We start from the raw sequence: 20,459 nt of genomic DNA on the forward strand, positions 1-20,459 counted from the left end.
TCGTGTGTTAAGTTTGCATAGGATATTTGCATAATTTACACACAAAAAACGAGATGTAACTATTTGTTTGATGGGTAAGGTTTTAAATCGAAGTCTTCTTCATCGATTGGTAATGATTTGTATTCGCAGAATTCTGAAGGAATTCATTCGAAGTAAAAGCTGTTTAAACGATTGTTACAGCATTTTTTAGTTTGTTTGTTCATGATTGGTTGTAATTCCTTTAATACTATTGTTATTAGTTATACCAGAAATAATTTTAGTTGAGGAAACTTTGCCTTTTTTTGAACCATCATCTAAATATAAAGCATGGAAAATCACTTTATATAATTCGTAGCTTCCAATGAACACTAAACCGAAGATGTATGGTAAGACGTTGAATCATGAGTAAGCACCCATGTTGTATAAGTCCATGTTGAACACTTCGTTTACTTTTGGTACATAAGCCACTAAGAAGATTAATGATAATGAACCACATGTAGCCAAGAACATATCTTTTGTATCTGCTCATGATTGAGTAAAGATACTGCCGTTAGTTCTCGCACATAAACCATTTAATGATAAAGTAATTCCGATAGTTAAGAAACATAAACCACTACCAGAGAAGGCAGGGATGTTAATACCTTGTGGAGACAATACTTTTCAGAAATTTGGATCTGCAATCATTTCGTGGTAGTTAAAGCCTGTTGTAGCACCTGCTCCTAAGAAGAAAGCCACTAAAGCCATAGCTGCTACTATACAACTAAAGAATAAGACTTTAAACATCATGTGTTTGTCGAGAATAAACTGATCTTTTAATCTTGGTTTAAATTCCATAACTTTTTCACGACGTTTGTTTTTTGCAATGGCTAAACCTAATAAGGTTTCAGACACTACGTTAATTCATAATAATTGTAATGAGTTTAATGGGTTAATAATGAAGACTAACATTCCAATAAAGAATGCAATTAAGTTCGAGATATTAGCTGTTAAGATCATCACTAATGATGACTTAATGTTTAGCATGATTTCTCTACCTGTTTTAATTGCTTTGACAATTGTTGAGAAGTTGTCATCCATTAAAATCATAGACGCTGCGTTTTTCGCTACGTCAGTTCCTGTAATTCCCATTGCACAACCGATATCGGCCGCTTTTAGTGAAGGAGCATCGTTTACTCCGTCACCAGTCATACTTACGATTTTGCCTTTAGCTTTTCAAGCCTTCACAATTCTAATTTTGTCGTTTGGACTTACTCTTGCATACACACTGTATTTTTCGATGTTTGCAATTAATTCTTCATCAGACATTTGGTCTAATTCTGAACCGCTTAAAGCTAATTGACCTTCTTCTAAGATACCCAATTCTTTGGCGATAGCTGAAGCTGTATTTTTATGGTCACCAGTAATCATAATAGTTCTGATGCCAGCTTGTTTACATTCAGCTACAGCAACTTTTGCTTCTGCTCTTGGTGGGTCAATTATTCCTAATAATCCCACCAATTCTAAGTCTTTTTCAATTGTTTCCGGACTAATTACTTCCGGAAGTGTGTTGACATATTTTCTAGCTACTGCTAACACTCTTAAGGCGTTACCACCCATTTCAGTGTTTAATTCTTTTGCAATAGCTACTTTGTCTTGGCTGCTTACAGCACAAGCGTTAAATACTTGGTCTGGTGCACCCTTAATAACTATTAAATATTTGTAATCCGGATTATCTGATCTAACAATAACCGTCATCATTTTTCTATCAGAGTCAAACGGAATTTCGTTTAATCTTGGATATTCTGAATTTAGTAATTCATAACTTCATCCTTGATCATACATACATTTTACGATTGAAGTTTCAGTAGGGTCACCGATGAATTCAGTTTTACCACTTTCTCTACTAATCGCTGTATCGTTACATAAAGAACCCATTTTAATCAATTGTTCATAGTCTTTGAAGTTATCACTTAATTGGTCATCGTGATTTACATCTCAAACTTTTACAATTGTCATTTTATTTTGCGTTAAAGTACCAGTTTTGTCTGTACAGATAATACTTGTACTACCCAGAGTTTCTACTGCCGGTAGTCGTTTAATTAAGGCATTTTGTTTTGACATCGCCTGAATAGAGATTGATAAAATTACCGTTACAACTGCTAATAATCCTTCAGGAATTACTGCAATCGCTAATGAGATTGATACGTTTAATGATTCACCCGTATTACTTCAGTCGTAACCTTTGTAACCAGTCATTGCTCATAAGTAAACAAAGAAAGTAATAATACATACCACTACTGCAATAATGCCGACTCATTTTGAAAGCTTAGCAATTTGTTTTTGTAATGGAGTTAACGCTACTTCTTCGTCGTTTAGTAATTTAGCAATCTTACCAACTTCTGTATCCATGCCGACTTTTCTTACTCTAGCTAACGCTCTACCATTAGTTAAAGTTGTACCTGAGAAAACTCATTCCTTCTTATCGCCTAATGGTGCGTTATCAGCAGAAACGTAATCTGCATCTTTATCAACTGGTAAAGATTCACCAGTTAATACTGATTCTTCGACCTTTAAATTAGCTGCTTCGATTAAGACACCGTCAGCGGCAATTTGGTCACCTGCGTCTAGTACTAAAATATCGCCGACAACAATGTTTTCACTAGGAATCACAATTGTTTGTCCGTCACGAATTACTTTGGATGTTGGGGCTGATAAATTCTTTAAAGAATCTAGCGCCTTTTCAGTTTTACCTTCTTGTTTAATACTAAAGACAACGTTTACTGCAACAATTCCTAAAATTACTGCCGGTTCTACGAACATTGTGACATTTTCAATAGTTGAAGTTTTTTCTGGTAAGGCGTTACACACCCCGAGAATCGCTAAAACTAACGAAATGATAGCAGCAATTAATAAAAGAATAATAATTGGCTCTTTTAGTTGTTTTAAAATTTTAATAATTAAAGAATCTTTTTTCTTTTCTTTCAGTTTGTTCTTTCCGAAAAGAGCTGAAGATTCTTCCACTTGTTGTTTGTTTAATCCCTTTTTAGGATTAACATCATCAATTGAAAAAGATAATTTATTAGACGAATCTAATGTTAAATTTTCTTTTTCTATACTTATATTTCTCCTTGTCTACGGCTCTCATCCGTGAAATAAAGATAATTTTTATTATAAAATATTTTTTTAGCTTTCAAGCAAAGACAGGTAGTCTGCTTACACGACAATTCGACTACCAGATATAATTTAAATATAATTTAAACGAAAGAGAAAAACCCTCTATGACAATTTATGATTTTGTAGAAAAAGACATCAACGGTAATGATGTTAGTTTAGAAAAATATAAAGGTAAAGTAGTCATGATTGTAAATGTGGCTTCTAAATGTGGCAACACGAAACAATACGCTGAATTACAAACTTTATACGAAAAATACCAAGACCAAGGGCTAATGATTCTAGGTTTCCCTTGCAACCAATTCTTATACCAAGAACCAAAAAGTAACGAAGAAATCCTGACTTTCTGCCAAACTAAATACAATGTAACTTTTGACATGTTTGCTAAGATTAATGTTAATGGTAAAGAAGCTAACGATTTATACACTTATTTAAAACAAACCTTGCCTTGAACTCAAAGAGCTAAGAACGTGAAATGAAACTTCGAAAAGTTCTTAATCAACAGACAAGGTGAACCTAAATACAGAATCGGTGATAAAGAAACACCATTTAGTTTTGAAGATAAGATTGTAGAATTATTAAACGAATAAGAAAAAAAGTCTGGTTTAAAAGCCAGACTTTTTATTGATATCATCCGCACAACAACGTGCTGAACTGTAACAAACAGTTAAATTAAAACCGCCGGTTTTAGCGTTTACATCTAAAACTTCACCAATGAAATATAGAGAATCAATTTCGTTAGACATAAAGTTTTTAGGGTTTAATTTTTTAGTACTAATACCTCCACCCGTATTAATAGCTTGTTCCACATCAAACTTTTCAATAATGCCTTCTACAGGAATATTGCAGAAGAAGTCCACAATTTCTTGTTTCTTTGCTTTAGATAAGTTTTTTACATCCGTTTTAAATTCTAAACCTAATCTTTCATTGAAATTCATGACAAACTTCTTTGAGAATGGTTCAAATTCTTTTCAGAATTCGCTCATGGTTTTTACTTTATTTAAAGCATTTCTTACTGCTGATTCTTTTAATAAATCTAACTCAACTTTTACCCCTTGATTTTCTCAATAAGTAACATAACCAGAAATTCTTCTGATTAATGGTCCACCTAAACCGTTATGAGTAATCATCATGTCATGAGTTTCTTCTACAATCAGTTTTTTGTCTTTATATAATCTGGCAGTTACTTGACTGAAAGAAGTTCCACTCATGCTAGTAAATTGTTTTAATTGTTCTTCTAACGGCAAACTAATCCCCATTGGGAATGTTCTGTTTACATCGATATTAAAACTCTTGGCAAAACGGTAACCATCACCTGTATCTCCACAGAATTTTGAGAATGATAAACCACCAGTAGCGATAACTAAGTTTTTACCTACAAAAGTATCTTTGTTTGTGTCGACATAGAATAAATCATCTTTACCCTTACGACATGACACTACTTTTGTGCTTAAACTAAAGCCTAAATTGTCATGTTCTTCTAATAAATCTTTCATTCTGTTAATAAAGATTTGGTTATTCGATAACATGTGCATTTTTGTACTATTTTCTTTTTGCACGTAGTGTAACCCTACACTATCGACTAATTGTAAGATTTCTGTATGAGGGTGCGTTTTAAACGCGTGGTACATAAAGTTTTTGGTACCAAAAATCATGTTCTTTAATAACTCTTCAAAAGAACAACAGTTAGTAATGTTTGCCTTACCATTCCCCGATAGTAAGAACTTTTTCATAATGTCTGAGTTTTTGTCAATCACTAAGACTTTTAAATTTTTGTCTAAGTGTAGCGCTAAGTAGCAGCCTGCTGGTCCAGCACCAATAATAATAACGTCGTATTGCATAATATATTAATCTTATTAAATGTTTTAGTTTTCGCAGAAAAAAATCAAGCAGAAAAAGCTCTGCTTGATTGAAACCGAAATTAATGCATAATTTCAATTGAGTTTGTTTCGGTATTAAAAGTAATTTTAATCTTTTCGTTTTTCTTAATTTCGCCTGCAATAATCATTTCGGCCATCTTGTTTTCGATGTTCTTTTGGATTCATCTCTTTAATGGACGAGCCCCGAATTGAACGTCATAAGCTCTGTCTGAAATAATGTCCAAGATGTTTTCTTGGAATTCCATATCGTAGCCTTCTTCTTGTAATCTAGTTGCAAGGTCACTGATCAATCTGCCAGAAATTTTCTTCACTGTGTTTTTATCTAAAGCATTGAAGATTACAATTTCGTCAATTCTGTTGATTAATTCAGGTTTTAAGTACATTGACACTTCGTCCATAACTTTTTCTTTATGACCATCTAATACTTGTTGAGCCCCAACGTTTGATGTCATGATGATAATTGTATTTTTGAAGTTAATCTTTCTACCTTGTGAATCTTTCAAGCTACCTTCATCAAGAATTTGTAAGAATAAGTTCAAGATGTCGCTGTGAGCTTTTTCAATTTCGTCAAACAAGATTACTGAGTATGGGTGACGTCTTACAGCTTCAGTTAAAGCTCCAGCTTGTTCGTAACCTACGTATCCTGGAGGAGCACCGATTAATTTAGACACGCTGTGTTTTTCCATGTATTCAGACATGTCAAATCTAATCATTGCTTTTTCGGTATCGAATAAGTTTTCTGCTAACGCTTTAGCTACTTCAGTTTTACCTACCCCAGTAGGTCCTAAGAATAAGAATGAACCGATTGGACGTTGTGGGTCATTAATTCCTGCACGGCCTCTTAAAACAGCATCAGACACTAATTCTAAGGCTTCATCTTGGCCCTTAACTCTTCTACCTAATTGTTGTTTTAATTGTAGTAATTTTTCTTTTTCAGATTCAACGATTCTGTTTGTTGGAATACCAGTGGCTTTGGCAATTACTTCCCCAACTTCTAAAGCGGTTACAGATTCTTTAATCATTCTGTTTCCGTTTTGTTTTAATTTTTCTTCTGCTTCAGTTTTCTTAGCTTCTAAGTCTGGAATAACTACATATAGTAATTCTGAGGCTTTAGCATATTCACCGTTAGCTTGGAAACGTTCGATTTTAGCTTTTGCTTCATCGATTTTAGTTTTGAATTCGATAATTTTATCGTTATCGATTTTTTCTTTAGCTCAAACTTCAGATAATTCTTTATCTTTCTTTGAAAGTTCCACTAATTGTCTTGTAATAGATTGCAATCTTTCAACAGACTTAGGATCTTTATCATTTTGTAATGAAGCTTGTTCAGTTTTTAAACTAATAATTTCTCTTTTAATTTGGTCTAATTCGACTGGCATTGAGTGCATTTCAGTTTGCACTTTAGCACATGCTTCATCAATTAAGTCGATGGCTTTATCAGGTAAGAAACGGTCAGAAATGTATCTTTCTGATAGTTCTACTGCAGCAACTAATGCTGAGTCCGCGATTTTAACCCCGTGGTACATTTCTCATTTTTCTTTTAACCCACGCATAATTGTCAAAGCTTCATGTTTTGTAGGTTCAGACACTAATACTTTAGTCATTCTTCTTTCTAAAGCCGCATCTTTTTCAATGTATTGTCTGTATTCAGCTAAAGTGGTAGCCCCGATTAATTTAATTTCACCACGAGCCATCATTGGTTTTAAAATATTGGCCGCATCCATCGCCCCACTAGTTTTACCCATACCAACTAATTGGTGAATTTCGTCGATGAATAAAATAATTTGGCCGTCAGACTTTTTAATTTCTTTAACAACTTGGTTTAAACGTTCTTCGAATTGTCCTTGGTAACTAGCACCTGAAATTAATGATGATAAGTTTAATTCTCAAATTTGCTTGTCTAATAAGTTATCAGGAACGTCTTTATGAACAATCCGTTGCGCTAATCCTTCGATAATAGCAGTTTTACCAACCCCTGGTTCCCCAATTAACACTGGGTTGTTTTTTGACTTACGAGAAAGAATTTCGATTACTCTTCTAATTTCTTCTTCTCTCCCAATAACTGGGTCAATTTTGTTGGCTTCAACTTCTTGGTTAATGTTTCTTCCATAAGCTTCTAAAGGTTTGAAACCTTGTCCGCCTGTTTGTTTCATTTCCATAGCGAATCCTCACTTCCTTCAATGTTGTTGATATTAATTATACTACTAAATTAGCACTCTACACCTAAAAGTGCTAATTATTGCTAATTGTTTAAATTTTCGAAAAAAAATCCTCTTAGTTTAACTAAGAGGATTGGTCGTTAAATTATGATTATTCTATTTGTTGAAGACGATTCCTTTAACTCTAGTCATAGAGATTAAAGCATCTTTAATTCCTTGAACACCTAAACCAGAATTTTTTACACCAGAGAATGGGAAAATGTCTGGTCCACGTGAAGATGAACGGTTGATGTTTACTGTTCCAGCTTCGATTAAGTTAGCTACTTCTTCAGCTTTAACCATATCTTCTGTGAAGACTGATGCTTGTAAACCATATTTTGAAGCGTTAACATTTTCAACACAAATTGTTAAGTCATCGTAAGTGATTACTGGAATGACCGGACCAAATGGTTCTTCTCAAGCTAAGTCCATATCAACTGTTACTTGATCAACTAACATTGGTCACATTAAGTTGCGTTCTCTCTTCATTTCTGTTAAGCAAACAGCACCTTCAGCGATTGCATCATCAACTAAGCCTTGAACAAAGTCAGCGGCTTTGTTTGAAATTAATGGAGTGATAAAGGCGTTATCTTGTGGTAAACCCACTGATAATTTTTGAACTTTTTCAACTAATAATTTTACTAATTCATCATGTACTGATTTGTGTACAAAGACTCTCTTAATGGCTGTACAACGTTGTCCGTTATAACTAAAGCCACCTTTAATAATTTCGTTAGCTGCTAATTCTAAATTAGCATCTTCCATAACAATTGCAGGGTCTTTACCACCCATTTCTAAAACTAACGGAATTCCTTTAGCTTTTTCAGCAATTCTTAAACCAACAGTGTCGCTACCAGTGAATGAAATCATTGCTACTCTTCCATCTTCTACTAGTAAATCACCGATTGATCTACCGCTACCAACAACACAGTTTACAACCCCTTTAGGGAAACCAGCTTCATGGAATAATTGACTAACTCTAGCACCAATTAAACTACCTTGAGAAGCAGGTTTGTAAACTACAGTGTTGCCAGCTACTAAGGCTGGAGCTAATTTAGCCATTAACAAGTTAAATGGGTAGTTAAATGGCGCAATTGCTACTACAACACCTAAAGGTTCACGACTGAAGATACCAGTTTTCCCTTTGATGTGGTGTGTATTTTCATCGATGATTAATGGATTAGCCATAATTTCGTTATAGCTTTCAATTGTTGCGTCGATGTATTCACAAGTTCTCACGATTTCAGTTAGTGAGTCTTTTTTAGATTTAGCGATTTCTAAAACTAAGATATCAGCTAATTCTTCTTGGTGTTGTAAGAATAATTCTTTAACTTTTAGTAATAAGTCAATTCTTTCTTTTGGACTTGTTACTTTTCAGTCAATGTAAGCTTCATTAGCAGCTGCTAAAGCAGTGTCTACTAAAGCTTTAGGTTCAAATAAAGGAAGAGTTCCAGCAACAGTGTTAGTTGTCGGGTTCATTACACTGATTTTTTCATCAGAATCAACTAATGCACCATCAACTAAAATACTAAAATTTAACATTCTTTTTCTACTTTCTTATAACAAGTGGATGTTTTCTTGTTCTAGTTTTGCAACGTAGTCTGCATCTCAAGAACTTACTTGAACTTCTCCGATATGTGCTTTTTCTAATAAGTACATAGCTAAACGACTTTGTCCAACGCCACCACCAATAGTTAATGGTAGTTCGTTTCTAATAATCATTTGGTAGTAATCAGAGAAAGTATCAATTTTGCTAACATCTAATTCTTTTTGTTCAATTAGAGCTTTACTATCAACTCTAATGCCCATTGACATTAACTCTAAAGCAATGTCATTAACTTTATGGTAAACCAATAAATCACCATTTAGCATTAAATTATCGTAATCTTTCGCTCTGTAGTCATGAACTTCGTTTGCAGTACCTTCAATTTTGCCGCCAATTTGAAGAATAAAGACACATTTGTGTTCTTTTGTGATTAAGTATTCTCTTTCTTTAGCAGATTTGCCTGGGTACATGTCGTAAAGTTCTTTAGAAGTGATGTAGAACACTTCTGTTGGTAATTTTTCTTCTAATTCTCTGTAAGAAATGTTGATGTAATCTTCTGTAGATTTCATTGCGTAGAAGATTTTATTTACAACTTTTTTGATCATATCTGTGTTGTAATCTTTTTCATCAATGATGTATTCTCAATCTCATTGATCAACTAATAATGAGTGGATTGCGTCAACTTCTTCTGTACGTCTAATAGCTCTCATGTCTACTGAAATCCCTGAATGTAAAGGATAACCGTATTTTTTTAAAGCTACTCTTTTTCATTTAGCTAATGATTGAACAATTTCTTGTTCTTCTTTAACAGAACTAGGTTGGAATTTTACACCATCAACGTTGTCTGATAAACGATCATTTAGGTTGTCTGAACAGTTAATGAATAAAGGACCAGGAACTTTGATTAAGTTTAATTGGTGGTTCATTACTAATGAGAATGAATCCTTCAAAGCTTGAATGGCTTGTTGTGTTTCAGACACATTTAATTTTGATTTGTACATATTAACACCTTTTGGTTAGGTAAACTATTTATTTGCCTCTTGCAATTGTTGTTTACTCTTGTTGTAAATTTTTATAAATTTTGTATAGTAGATAATTCCTGAAATAACTGACAATGCAGCAGATGTGTACATCAAGATATTTTGTGCAGCTCAATAGTAAGCTGTTGTAACATTACCGTAGTTATTGCCAATAAAGAAGGCTACGATAATTGCGACCATAATATTAATTGTTTTGACTTTGCCTCATCAGTTGGCTGGCACCACTAAATTTTGTTTAGCAGACATCATTCTAGTACCGTCGACAATAATATCTCTGATTAATAGAATAATGGGGATTCAAATAGGCACAATGTTTAATTGCGGACTGGCTAAACAGAATAATACTGAGTTAGTCAAAATCTTGTCAGCTAACGGATCTCAAAATTTACCAAAATCCGAAACTCAATGCATTTTTCTAGCTACATAACCATCGACTGCGTCGGTTAAGCTAGCAATAATAAAGAAAATAGCGCTTAAAAGGATATTTAAATTAATTGTTACGTGAGGGGCAAATAACGAGTTGTGGTCGTGACTTATGTCAAATGTATAAATGGTTGGACCAAATTGGACCAACATTAACACGATGATAACAGGAACTAATAAGATTCTAAAAATCGTTAAGATGTTTGGAATCTGTTTTTTTTCAAGTTTAAATTTTTTCATTTTTTGTAATTATTAGAAGTCTAATAAACCGTGAGTTCTTGGGAACGGAATTACGTCACGAATGTTGTTTACACCAGTTAAGTACATGATTAGACGTTCGAAACCTAAACCGAAACCACTTGACATGTAGTATCCGTATCTTCTTAAGTCTAAGTATCATTGAAGTGGTGCGATATTCATGTTTAATTCGTTGCAACGGTTCATTAATTTTTCGTAACTATCTTCCCGTTGAGAACCACCGATTAATTCCCCAATACCAGGAACTAATAAGTCACTAGCTCTTACAGTGATGCCATCATCGTTTTGTTTCATGTAGAAGGCTTTAATTGCTTTAGGGTAGTTGTATAAGAATACTGGACCTTTAACAATTTGTTCACAAATGTAACGTTCGTGTTCTGAGCCTAAGTCCATACCGAAGTAGATGTTGTTATCTTCAAAGACATGACCTTCAGCAACAGCTTTCTTTAAGATTTCAATACCATCAGCATATGATAATTTTGAGAAATCTTTTGTTAATAATTCTTCAATTCTGTCTTCGACTGAACCATCAACAAATTCGTTGAAGAATTTAATTTCAGCTTGACATGTTTTCTTGTAGTGAGCAATAACGTGTTTTAACATTGCTTCAGCAATGCCCATGATGCCGTCTAAATCACAAAAGGCTACTTCTGGTTCTACCATTCAGAATTCAGCAGCATGTCTTGCTGTATGTGATTTTTCAGCTCTAAATGTTGGGCCGAATGTGTAAACTTTTTTGTATGCTTGTGCGTAAGCTTCAGCTTGTAATTGTCCTGTAACTGATAAGTTAGCAGTTTTACCAAAGAATGATTCTTTATCATCAGTTGTTACGATGAAAGTTTCACCAGCACCTTCGCCATCGTTAGATGTTAAGATTGGTGAAGCAGTTCACACAAAGTTTTGTCCGTGGAAGAATTCATGAATTGCGTAAGCTAATTCAGAACGAACTCTCATAACTGCACTAAATAAGTTTGTTTTTGGTCTTAAGTGAGCAATTTCTCTTAAGAATTCCACACTGTGTTTCTTATTTTGTAGTGGGTAATCTTCATCAGTTTGTTTTAATAATTCAATTTTGTCAGCAACAATTTCAAATGGTTGTTTTGCTTCTGGAGTTAATTTAATAGTACCGTGAACCAAAAGAGATGAACCTGGTCTTGCAGAATCAATTTCATCAATATTATTGATATTATTTTTCTTGTAAACAACTTGGACACCTTTGAAGGCTGTTCCATCATTCAAGTTAATGAAACCAATAGTTCCATTAAATCTGTTAGTTTTTACAAAGCCATATAATTCAACAATTTGGTTTTCTAGTTCTACGTGTTTTTCTAGAAGTTCTTTAATTTCGATCATAATATCAATCCTATCTTTTCTTTTAATTTCTGTTTTTATGTTTTATACTTTAATATTTTGTATAAACATTATTATTAATTTTAAAACATAACAAATATTATAGCGATAATATATTGATATATGTGAAAAACATATTTAATAAATAAAAAAAGCCCGGTTTACCTCCAGGCTTTTTCTTTTTTACTAATTTTAGATTTTAGAACAAAGTGTTTTTATTAATTAATGGTTGTGGCAGCATTCGCCGTCTTTACCATGATTTCCACAGCATGATTTTTCTTCATGTTTGTGTTCGTGGCAGCATTCGCTGTCTTTACCGTGTTCACCACCACAGCATGATTTTTCTTCATGTTCGTGGCAGCAAGCTTTTTCTTCGTGGTCATGGCAGCATGATTTTTCTTCATGTTCGTGACCGTGGCAGCAAGATTCTTCTTTGTGTTCGTGGCAGCATGAGTGTTCTTCTTGTTCATGACCATGACAGCAAGATTCTTCTTTGTGTTCGTGGCAGCAAGCGCCATCTTTACCGTGTTCACCACCACAGCATGATTTTTCTTCATGTTCGTGGCAGCAAGCTTTTTCTTCGTGACCGTGGCAGCATGATTTTTCTTCATGTTCGTGGCCATGGCAGCATTCGTGTTCGTGTAAATCGTTCATATTTCAATCATCTAGAGATAAGCTATCAATAATGCTAACTATCTCTGCTCCAATTCTTTGTAAATCAGCCTTTTGCATCATAACTTGAGCATCAGTAACACTATCAGTTGTTTTATTGATGTTAGAAGCGCTTTCCATTACTTGTGTTTGGCTCTTGTTTTTTCTTGATAATTTTCCCATTTTTATTACCTACCTATATTATAAAAATATTTAGTGAGTTAGTCAAAATATCATAAGAGTTCTTATTTAATATTGGCTACTAATTCTTTTACCTTATCTTTTCTTTCTCAAGGTAATTTTACGTCTTTTCTACCAAAGTGACCGTATGTTGAAGTTGCACGGTAGTGTGGTTTGTATAAATCTAAATATTGTAAGAAGTGACCGATCTTCATATCAAAAGTTTTCTTAATAGCTTTTAATAATTGGCTGTCACTGTATTCTGATGTATTGAAAGTGTTAATGTGAATAGCAATAGGTTCAGTTAAACCAATACCAAATGCAATTTGAATTTCACAACGTTTAGCTAATTTGGCAGATACTACGTTTAATGCAATATATCTTGCTAAATAGCTACCACTTCTATCAACTTTACTTGGGTCTTTTCCACTGAAAGCACCCCCACCATGTTTAGCTGCACCACCATATGTATCTACGATGATTTTTCTACCAGTTAAACCAGTATCACCGATTGGTCCCCCAATTACGAATCTACCTGATGGGTTAATGATTTTTTTGAAATCTAAGTTTAAGTGATACTTGTTGGCTACTTGATCCATTTTTTGCGCTACAAAAGCGTCAATTTCTTCTTTAGTTGCAGATTCAGCGTGTTGTACAGAAGCTAACATTGTGTCAATTTGAGGGTTAGTTTCATCAGTGTAATCAATGGTTACTTGTGATTTCATGTCTGATTTTAATCATGACACTTCTTTCGCTTTTCTCGCTGTTTCCATTTCTCTTACTAATTCATGAGCTAACATGATTGGTAAAGGCATTAATTCCGGAGTTTCATCAGTTGCATAACCGAAAACAATTCCTTGATCACCAGCTCCGATATCATCTTTTTTCACTTTTGAAACAGCTTGACTAATATCGTTTGATTGTGAGTTGATGTTTGAAATAATAGTAAAGTCAGCTTCAGTATATCCTAAAGGTTCTAAAACTTTTCAAGCGGTTTTTACAACGTCTACATAAGTGCTTGTAGTAATTTCCCCGCCGATAACAATTAATCTGTTTGAAGCAAACACTTCACACGCAACTCTACTGTTTGGGTCTTTTTTTAAGCATTCATCTAAGACTGCGTCAGAGATTTGGTCACAAATTTTATCTGGATGGCCAGGACCTACTGATTCACTAGTGAACAAGATTTTTTCTTTCGACATTTTGTACTCCTTGTAATTTTTCGTTTCTTTCAATTTCTTCAATTAATTTATTTCCATAGTGAGCAATCATCGCTGCTTGGTCACCAGTGTATTTTAATAACGGAATGTCTACTTTTTGAACGTCTAATTCCATCATCTTTTTTCTTAACAAGCTATTGGCAGATACGCCCCCACCAAGAGCAATGCAATTAACATTATTTAATTTTAAACTGTGCTTTACTTTTTTCATAATGTCATCAATTGCATATTTTTGGAAAGAGCTCGCAATTTCCACTTGGTCAATTGTCTCGTTATGTTGTTTTTTATTGTGCACGTAATTAATTACACAAGTTTTTAAACCAGAATAACTAAATTTATTAGTTGCAGGCATACCTTCCATAAATTGGATTTTAGCTTTGCTTTCATCGTAATTTTTATCAATTGTTGGGCCACCTGGGTAAGGTCAGCCAATAATTCTTGCTACCTTGTCGTACACTTCGCCAATTGCGTCATCTTGAGTTTCGTTTAACACTTCGATTTCTTGGTAATTTTTTGCGTAGTAAATTGAAGTATGTCCTCCAGAAGCTACTAAACCTAACATTGGAAAGACTGGTTCACCTGATTCAATGTATGCTGAAAATAAGTGACCGTATAAATGGTTAATTGGTACTAATTTAGCCCCTGTAGCTTGGGCTAAAGTTTTAGAAAAAGTGATACCTACGTGTAAACAACCTGGTAATCCAGGACAAGCAGTATATGCGATATGAGTGATATCAAACGGACTAATACCAGCTTGTTTTAACACTTGGTCAAACACGTAATGAATGTTCTTCATATGGTATCTGCTCGCTACTTCAGGTACAACCCCACCGTATCTACTTTGAACATCAGCAGAAGTTGTTGTGAAGTGGGCTACTAATACGTCATTTTTAATGATGGCCATGCTAGTTTCATCACAACTAGATTCCACACCTAAAACAATTTTATCTTGCACAGTTTTTTCTCGATTCTTGTTTGAAATTATTGAAATATTATAGTTAATTTACCACATTTTTTTTCGTGGTTATATTTAAAAATTATATATTATCGTTTTACTTTTATATTTACATAAATGTATCTATATTTTTGTAGAATTAATACTATGTAATTTTATGGAGACGAGAATATGTTAAAGACCCCAAAAAACATCTCGTACGACTTCAAAGCTCTAAAAAGACAAGGAATGCGTATTTGAAGTAAAAAGAAGTTGAGTAACTTCGTTTTTCAGTACGGACAAACAAGAGTGCTAAGAGGCTATGCTTCTTGCTTAATTGACAATTCTGACGGTAAATTTATTTCCAAAACAACTAGCCGTCAATTAATGAAATTAGTCAATTTTGATGGTGCCTTAGGCGTCACTCTTTTAAAGTATTTATTTGATTTCGAACAGAGATTAAACTCCGTGATGATTACAACAATTTTAGCTAATTACAAATTAAGTCCAAAATACGTTTTAGACATCGATCACTGTGATTGACTAGAATTTAGATCACACGAAGACAAAGAAAATTTCAGAAGAAACATGTACCAAAATGCGGACTCATGTAACTTCTTATCTAGCTACCCAGACAAGGATAACATTCCTTTAATGAGTTTAGCTTTATCTTGAACTTTCTTTAACACCTTAGCCTTCTTTGAAGCAACAGCTGATGATATCAAAAGAGAAGTAATCGATTCATTAGGCTTAACTGGTTGAGATGTTAATTCTTTCAGAAGTTTAGGACACATCATTAGAAAACTTAGAAACACCATTTCTCATAACGACTGCTTACTTTTATCTAAGTACGATGCGTCTGAAACTTTAATTAATGCATTGTCATTAAACCCTAAAAGAAAGTACGTATACGTGTATGACGTATGTACACTTTTAGACGAAATTTCCTCATCTAAAAAATCTTTAGTGAAAGAGATTTCTAAATTAATTAAAAAATCTGGTTTCAGAAAACCTATTAGAAGTCGTGTAGGTAAACTTTTAGGTTGAAACCCTAAAGATATAAGAGCAACATTCTCTGAATAATTAGGTTTTAACCACTACCGTTAAAGAGACACGTTTAATTGTTTATTGTCTGCAACGGTCGTTTTACTGAAGTCAATAATTTTATTCCCAATTATTTTTCCTTAGTAAAATATCTAGCCCGTTATTGATTTAGTTCCAATAACAACCTAAAAACAATGACCCCATTTTAGGAGACTTAAAAATGTCAACAGAAAAACTAAACACTTTGGATGCTGAAGCTAACGGTTTAACAAATAACCAAGCGAATAGCGTTCACAATGATTTAGAAGGTTTCAAAACTGAATCTGTTTCTACAGATGAAGCACAACCTTCTGAACCGCACACTTCTAACTTTCAAACAAATCAAGGATCTAGTTCTCAAACTACTTCTTTTTCAACAGAGAGAACTATTTTTGACATTAAAAGAGAACAAAATAATTTTGAAGCAGCATTAACTGCGATGAAAACAGAAATCACACCCCCAGTGGTAACTCCTGCTTCACAATTTAATAAAAAAACTTTAAGCAACGTCGACATTAACTATAAAGTTTCTGTTGATGAAGGCTTATTTGATGAAAACGATTTTTCTTTTGAAGTAAAAACCGGTAAAGCCATCAAATCAAAATTGGCTAACATGACAGCAGCCAACCCTAGAGACTTATGTATTAAAGCCAAAATCACTAAAGATACAGTAGATTTATCTAAGTACTTTGAACACGAAGCTTTATTGCAATTCTTTAGAGATAATGACAAAACTTTAAGTTTTAGTAAAAACTTAGGTGCTAGTGACACTATCGACAGATTAAGTAAAGCTCAAAACTTAGAAGAATTTATGGAAATCTGTAACGAAGAAGAAATCACTATCACCGAAAGAAGACAAGCTGATTTAACAGGTAACTTTGATAAATACAAAATTAAAGTACGTGATGAAGTGGCCAGTCAAACAGAAAGTCAACAAAAGAAATTCAACAAAATCGTCAAAGATAACGATGTTATCGTTGAAAACACTGGTGTACACTCACTTTACGTTGCTTACAACTTCTTAGTCGGAACCACTAGAAAAGGTACTTCTATTAACGCTCCGTTAATTTTCTTCCCAGTCACTTTAGAATCAGAAAATAACGAGCCATACAAGATGTACCACTTAAAAAATGGTTTCCAAGTTAACGAAAAGTTATTAACTTTATTAAAGAAAGAATATGACCTAGATTGAGTGATTGCTGATTTATCCAAAATCAACAACTTAGAAAAATTAATCAAGATTATCAGAAACGGTATCAAAAGTACCTTTGTACAATCTTCATACGAAAACCACGAATTTAGAGATTACACAGCGTCTGAATTTAGTAAACTAACTTTCTTAAACCTATATGACTCAGCCATTTTAGGTATCTTTGAACCTTCTGGTGGTGCTTTAAAAGATAACTTAGAAAACTTAGTAGATAACGACATTGATCCGTTTGTCTCTAATAAAGAATACTCAGACATCAAATTTGTTCAAGAAGAAATTGATGCCATTCCATTATTAGAAATTGGCCGTCCATTAAATATTTACCAAAAATACGCTGTAAGATCAGCCTTAAGCCAAAACACTTTAATTTACGGTCCTCCTGGAACCGGTAAATCTGAAGTAATTGCAAGCATCATTGCGAACGTAATCAGTTTAAATAAATCAGTTTTAGTGGTATCTGAAAAGAAAGCTGCTTTAGACGTCTTACACGAACGTTTACAAAACTTATCTGATTTAGCTTTATTTATCTATGACTTAGATAACAAAAAAGCCTTCTACGATAAAATTGCAGACTTTGGTGACAAGATTAACAACATGAGACTTGAAGGTTTTGAACCGCAAGACTACAACTTAAGAGGCATTTTAGAAACTCAAGAAAAATGAACTCATGTCGATAACAGTCACAAAGCCTTAAGACAGCACATTTGACAATTAGTCGAACTAAACAACAAGTTAGACTCTAATGGCACTAACTTCAGCGACTACTTAGTGTACCGTTCACGTTGTGACGATAAGATTGTTCAATACGCTAAAGAATCAAAGGTGATTGAATACATCGGTAGTATCATGGACAGATACTTCTTTGAAAATGTTGATAAGTTAATGAACAAGTTCAACGAATATAAAGACTTCTTGTTAACTTATGGTTTAGATGAACCAGGCATTAGTGAAAGATTAAAAAAAGAAAAGGTTAAAATTACCGAACTACAAGTAGCTGATAACTTATTAGAATACTTAATTCAATCTGAATCTAAAATCAAGTACAACGTGCAAATGTTCAAAGAACTATTGCAAGAATACAAATTAGACAAAGATGAACGTTTCTTACGTTTATTAAAAGGCACTCCAAACTTATTAAAGCAACAACAAACACAGTTAAAAAACTTTATTAAGAAATACAGTGATTTACTAGAAGGCAAATTCTTAGAATTCTTAGTTAAAAACTATGATGAGTTACCGCACTTCATTAACAAATTAGAATTAACTAAAGAAGAACACAAGTTCTATGTTGCAAGTAAATTCTTTACAACTGGTAAGGTGTTAAAGCTTCAACCAGTCTTCTCAAAGCCTAAGGTAATGACTGATGCTCAAAAGCGTAAGATTGAAGCTGTTAAAGAATTCATGGAAATCCCTGAAGCTAGATACAGATACTTACCAGTACTGTTGAAAGATAACGTTAACTACATCGATAAAAATACAGTTCACTTCTACTTAAACGACTGATTATTAAACAGTTACATCATTGATTTAGGAGTAAAACAATTTACTTTCTTCGACGATGATGTCCTAGTGAAGTTAAATCCTGTAAGAAACTTTAACTCAAAAATTTACAACGAATACAAGTTGTTAATTAACTACGATAACGAAGTTATGAGTAAATACACTGGTTTAATGGGTGCTGACTTTAACCAATTAGTCAACCGCGACAGAGACCAAGTGCTAAACGCTACTAAAGATGCAAGTAGACAAATTGAACACTGCTTCATTGACTACTTAAAAAACAGATTGGTGAGAATTTCCCCACTAGAAAAAGAACGTATGCAACAAATCTTCTCAATTGCTAGACGTGGTGGTAATAACTCTTCAATTAAAGACTTCGTTCAAGAATATTACAAAGAATTATCAATCATCTTCCCGATTTGAATTTCTTTACCAGAACTAGTAGCCCAAATCTTCCCGTTAAAATCTGGTTTATTTGACTATGGTATCTTTGATGAAGCCAGTCAAATGTTCGTGGAAAGAGCTTATCCACTAGTTTACAGATGTAAAACCTCAATTGTTGCTGGGGATGATAAACAATTAAAACCAACTTCATTCTTTGCATCAAGAATTTCAAACAACAACAACTACGAATTAAACGATAACGACGTGGTGGACTCATTATTAGACAGAGCTAAAGTATCTTTATGATCTGCTTATAACTTAAGAAACCACTACCGTTCAACTCATAGAGATTTAATTCAATTCAGTAACGACTACATCTACGACCACAAGTTACACTTTGCAACAAAAAATGGTTCAACTGCTAGCGGTATCGAAGTAATTAACGCTAACGGTATTGCTGAAGACAGTACAAACCAAAGAGAAGTCGATTTAGTAATTGATAAATTAGAAGAAAACATTAATTTATACAACAAGATTATCGTTATTACCTTTGGGGTAAAACAAAGTTTATTAATCGAACAAACCATTTCTAAAATGGGTCCAGCTTTAGGGACTGTCTTCCAAAAATATGAAGATGGTCGCTTAGTAATTACTAACCTAGAAAACGTTCAAGGTAACGAAGGGGACTTAGTTATCTTATCTGTCACTTACGGTAAAAATAAAGATGGCTACTTAAGAAACGGTTACGGTCCGTTAATCATGGATGGTGGTATCAACAGATTAAACGTTGCCATTACCAGAGCTAAAGAAAAAATGATTATCATTAAATCGCTTTACAGTAAAGACATGAACGTGAACTTGAACAACAAGAACGCTGTTGTCTTTAAATCATTCATCCAATACTGTGACCAATTCGGTTCTGATAACATTAACGCAATGGTCAAAGATATTACACCAACCCCAATGTTAAACGAATCCTTCAGAACAGATGTCCAACAATATTTAGAAAGCATTCTAAAGGACAGAGACATTGATTTAGTCCAAAACTATGACATTGGTTCTAAAGTCATTGATTTCGCTTTAATTAACCCTAAAAATAAAGAAATTATCACAACCTTTATTCTGCAACCATGATCAAGAGATGTGACTACTAAAGAATATTTAGAAGACATTGATAACTACTACTTCTTAAAAGATAGAGGCTACAAGGTTAACAGAATTGAAGAATACATGTGAACTTACAACAAGGCTAACGTTCAAGCTGACATCGCTTCTTTAATTGATGATGTCACAATGTCAAAACCTAAAATCATCGTAGATTTTGACGAAGTAGATCCTTGAAATAAGTAATTCAGTCAAGAAAAAAAGCTACACTACAATTATTCCAAATTGTAGGTAGTTTTTTTCTTGTTTAAAACAAAAAAATCTGAAATTTTTTGCAAAATTCCAGATTTAAAACTATTTGAACATTTC

General features: G+C 33.5%; 14 protein-coding genes. 3 read left to right on the forward strand and 11 right to left on the reverse strand.

All coding sequences use genetic code 4. The features are described from left to right. Positions 1-59 precede the first annotated feature (59 nt). Both ABWU82_RS02715 and ABWU82_RS02720 read right to left on the reverse strand, forming a co-directional pair. Positions 60-203 carry a hypothetical protein gene (locus ABWU82_RS02715; protein ID WP_353289967.1) on the reverse strand — a complete coding sequence of 48 codons (144 nt, stop codon included), beginning with the start codon at positions 201-203 and terminating at the stop codon, positions 60-62. Next, on the reverse strand, positions 187-3,078 hold the full coding sequence (locus tag ABWU82_RS02720; RefSeq protein WP_353290003.1) for a cation-translocating P-type ATPase: 2,892 nt from the start codon (positions 3,076-3,078) through the stop codon (positions 187-189). The genes ABWU82_RS02715 and ABWU82_RS02720 overlap by 17 nt, the downstream gene beginning before the upstream one ends. Positions 3,079-3,236: 158 nt before the next feature. On the opposite strand from ABWU82_RS02720, the gene ABWU82_RS02725 reads away from it, so the two are divergent. Further along, positions 3,237-3,719 (forward strand): glutathione peroxidase, encoded by a 483-nt coding sequence (locus tag ABWU82_RS02725; protein WP_353289968.1) that lies wholly within the window; start codon positions 3,237-3,239, stop codon positions 3,717-3,719. Between the two features lie 15 nt (positions 3,720-3,734). On the opposite strand, the gene ABWU82_RS02730 is transcribed toward ABWU82_RS02725, so the two are convergent. From ABWU82_RS02730 to tsaD, 9 genes are all read right to left on the reverse strand, one after another. Next, positions 3,735-4,970 carry an aminoacetone oxidase family FAD-binding enzyme gene (locus ABWU82_RS02730; RefSeq protein WP_353289969.1) on the reverse strand — a complete coding sequence of 412 codons (1,236 nt, stop codon included), beginning with the start codon at positions 4,968-4,970 and terminating at the stop codon, positions 3,735-3,737. A gap of 80 nt (positions 4,971-5,050) precedes the next feature. Beyond that, complete coding sequence (locus ABWU82_RS02735; protein ID WP_353289970.1) at positions 5,051-7,168, reverse strand: ATP-dependent Clp protease ATP-binding subunit; 2,118 nt, start codon at positions 7,166-7,168, stop codon at positions 5,051-5,053. A 156-nt stretch (positions 7,169-7,324) separates the two neighbouring features. Next, positions 7,325-8,749 carry an NADP-dependent glyceraldehyde-3-phosphate dehydrogenase gene (locus tag ABWU82_RS02740; protein ID WP_353289971.1) on the reverse strand — a complete coding sequence of 475 codons (1,425 nt, stop codon included), beginning with the start codon at positions 8,747-8,749 and terminating at the stop codon, positions 7,325-7,327. A 15-nt stretch (positions 8,750-8,764) separates the two neighbouring features. Next, positions 8,765-9,754: an amino acid--tRNA ligase-related protein gene (locus ABWU82_RS02745; protein ID WP_353289972.1), complete on the reverse strand. Its 990-nt coding sequence runs from the start codon at positions 9,752-9,754 to the stop codon at positions 8,765-8,767. A gap of 24 nt (positions 9,755-9,778) precedes the next feature. After that, positions 9,779-10,456: a CDP-diacylglycerol--glycerol-3-phosphate 3-phosphatidyltransferase gene (gene pgsA, locus ABWU82_RS02750; protein WP_353289973.1), complete on the reverse strand. Its 678-nt coding sequence runs from the start codon at positions 10,454-10,456 to the stop codon at positions 9,779-9,781. A 12-nt stretch (positions 10,457-10,468) separates the two neighbouring features. Continuing rightward, positions 10,469-11,830 (reverse strand): asparagine--tRNA ligase, encoded by a 1,362-nt coding sequence (asnS, locus tag ABWU82_RS02755; protein ID WP_420017863.1) that lies wholly within the window; start codon positions 11,828-11,830, stop codon positions 10,469-10,471. Between the two features lie 216 nt (positions 11,831-12,046). Further along, positions 12,047-12,658: an FKBP-type peptidyl-prolyl cis-trans isomerase gene (locus ABWU82_RS02760; protein ID WP_353289975.1), complete on the reverse strand. Its 612-nt coding sequence runs from the start codon at positions 12,656-12,658 to the stop codon at positions 12,047-12,049. A 62-nt stretch (positions 12,659-12,720) separates the two neighbouring features. Continuing rightward, positions 12,721-13,857: a methionine adenosyltransferase gene (gene metK / locus ABWU82_RS02765; RefSeq protein ID WP_353289976.1), complete on the reverse strand. Its 1,137-nt coding sequence runs from the start codon at positions 13,855-13,857 to the stop codon at positions 12,721-12,723. Next, the gene (tsaD, locus tag ABWU82_RS02770; protein WP_353289977.1) at positions 13,829-14,830 is read right to left on the reverse strand and encodes a tRNA (adenosine(37)-N6)-threonylcarbamoyltransferase complex transferase subunit TsaD; all 1,002 of its coding nucleotides are present in this window, start codon (positions 14,828-14,830) and stop codon (positions 13,829-13,831) included. Before tsaD ends, metK begins: the two co-directional genes overlap by 29 nt. Positions 14,831-15,001: 171 nt before the next feature. On the opposite strand from tsaD, the gene ABWU82_RS02775 reads away from it, so the two are divergent. Both ABWU82_RS02775 and ABWU82_RS02780 read left to right on the forward strand, forming a co-directional pair. Further along, entirely contained in the window at positions 15,002-15,892 is an 891-nt protein-coding gene (locus ABWU82_RS02775) for an Abi family protein (protein ID WP_353289978.1), read from the forward strand. A gap of 181 nt (positions 15,893-16,073) precedes the next feature. Beyond that, the gene (locus ABWU82_RS02780) at positions 16,074-20,336 is read left to right on the forward strand and encodes a DUF4011 domain-containing protein (RefSeq protein ID WP_353289979.1); all 4,263 of its coding nucleotides are present in this window, start codon (positions 16,074-16,076) and stop codon (positions 20,334-20,336) included. The last annotated feature ends 123 nt before the right edge of the window (positions 20,337-20,459 follow it).

This window comes from Ureaplasma ceti (assembly GCF_040369755.1).
In the GTDB taxonomy this organism is placed as follows: domain Bacteria; phylum Bacillota_I; class Bacilli_A; order Mycoplasmatales; family Mycoplasmoidaceae; genus Ureaplasma; species Ureaplasma ceti.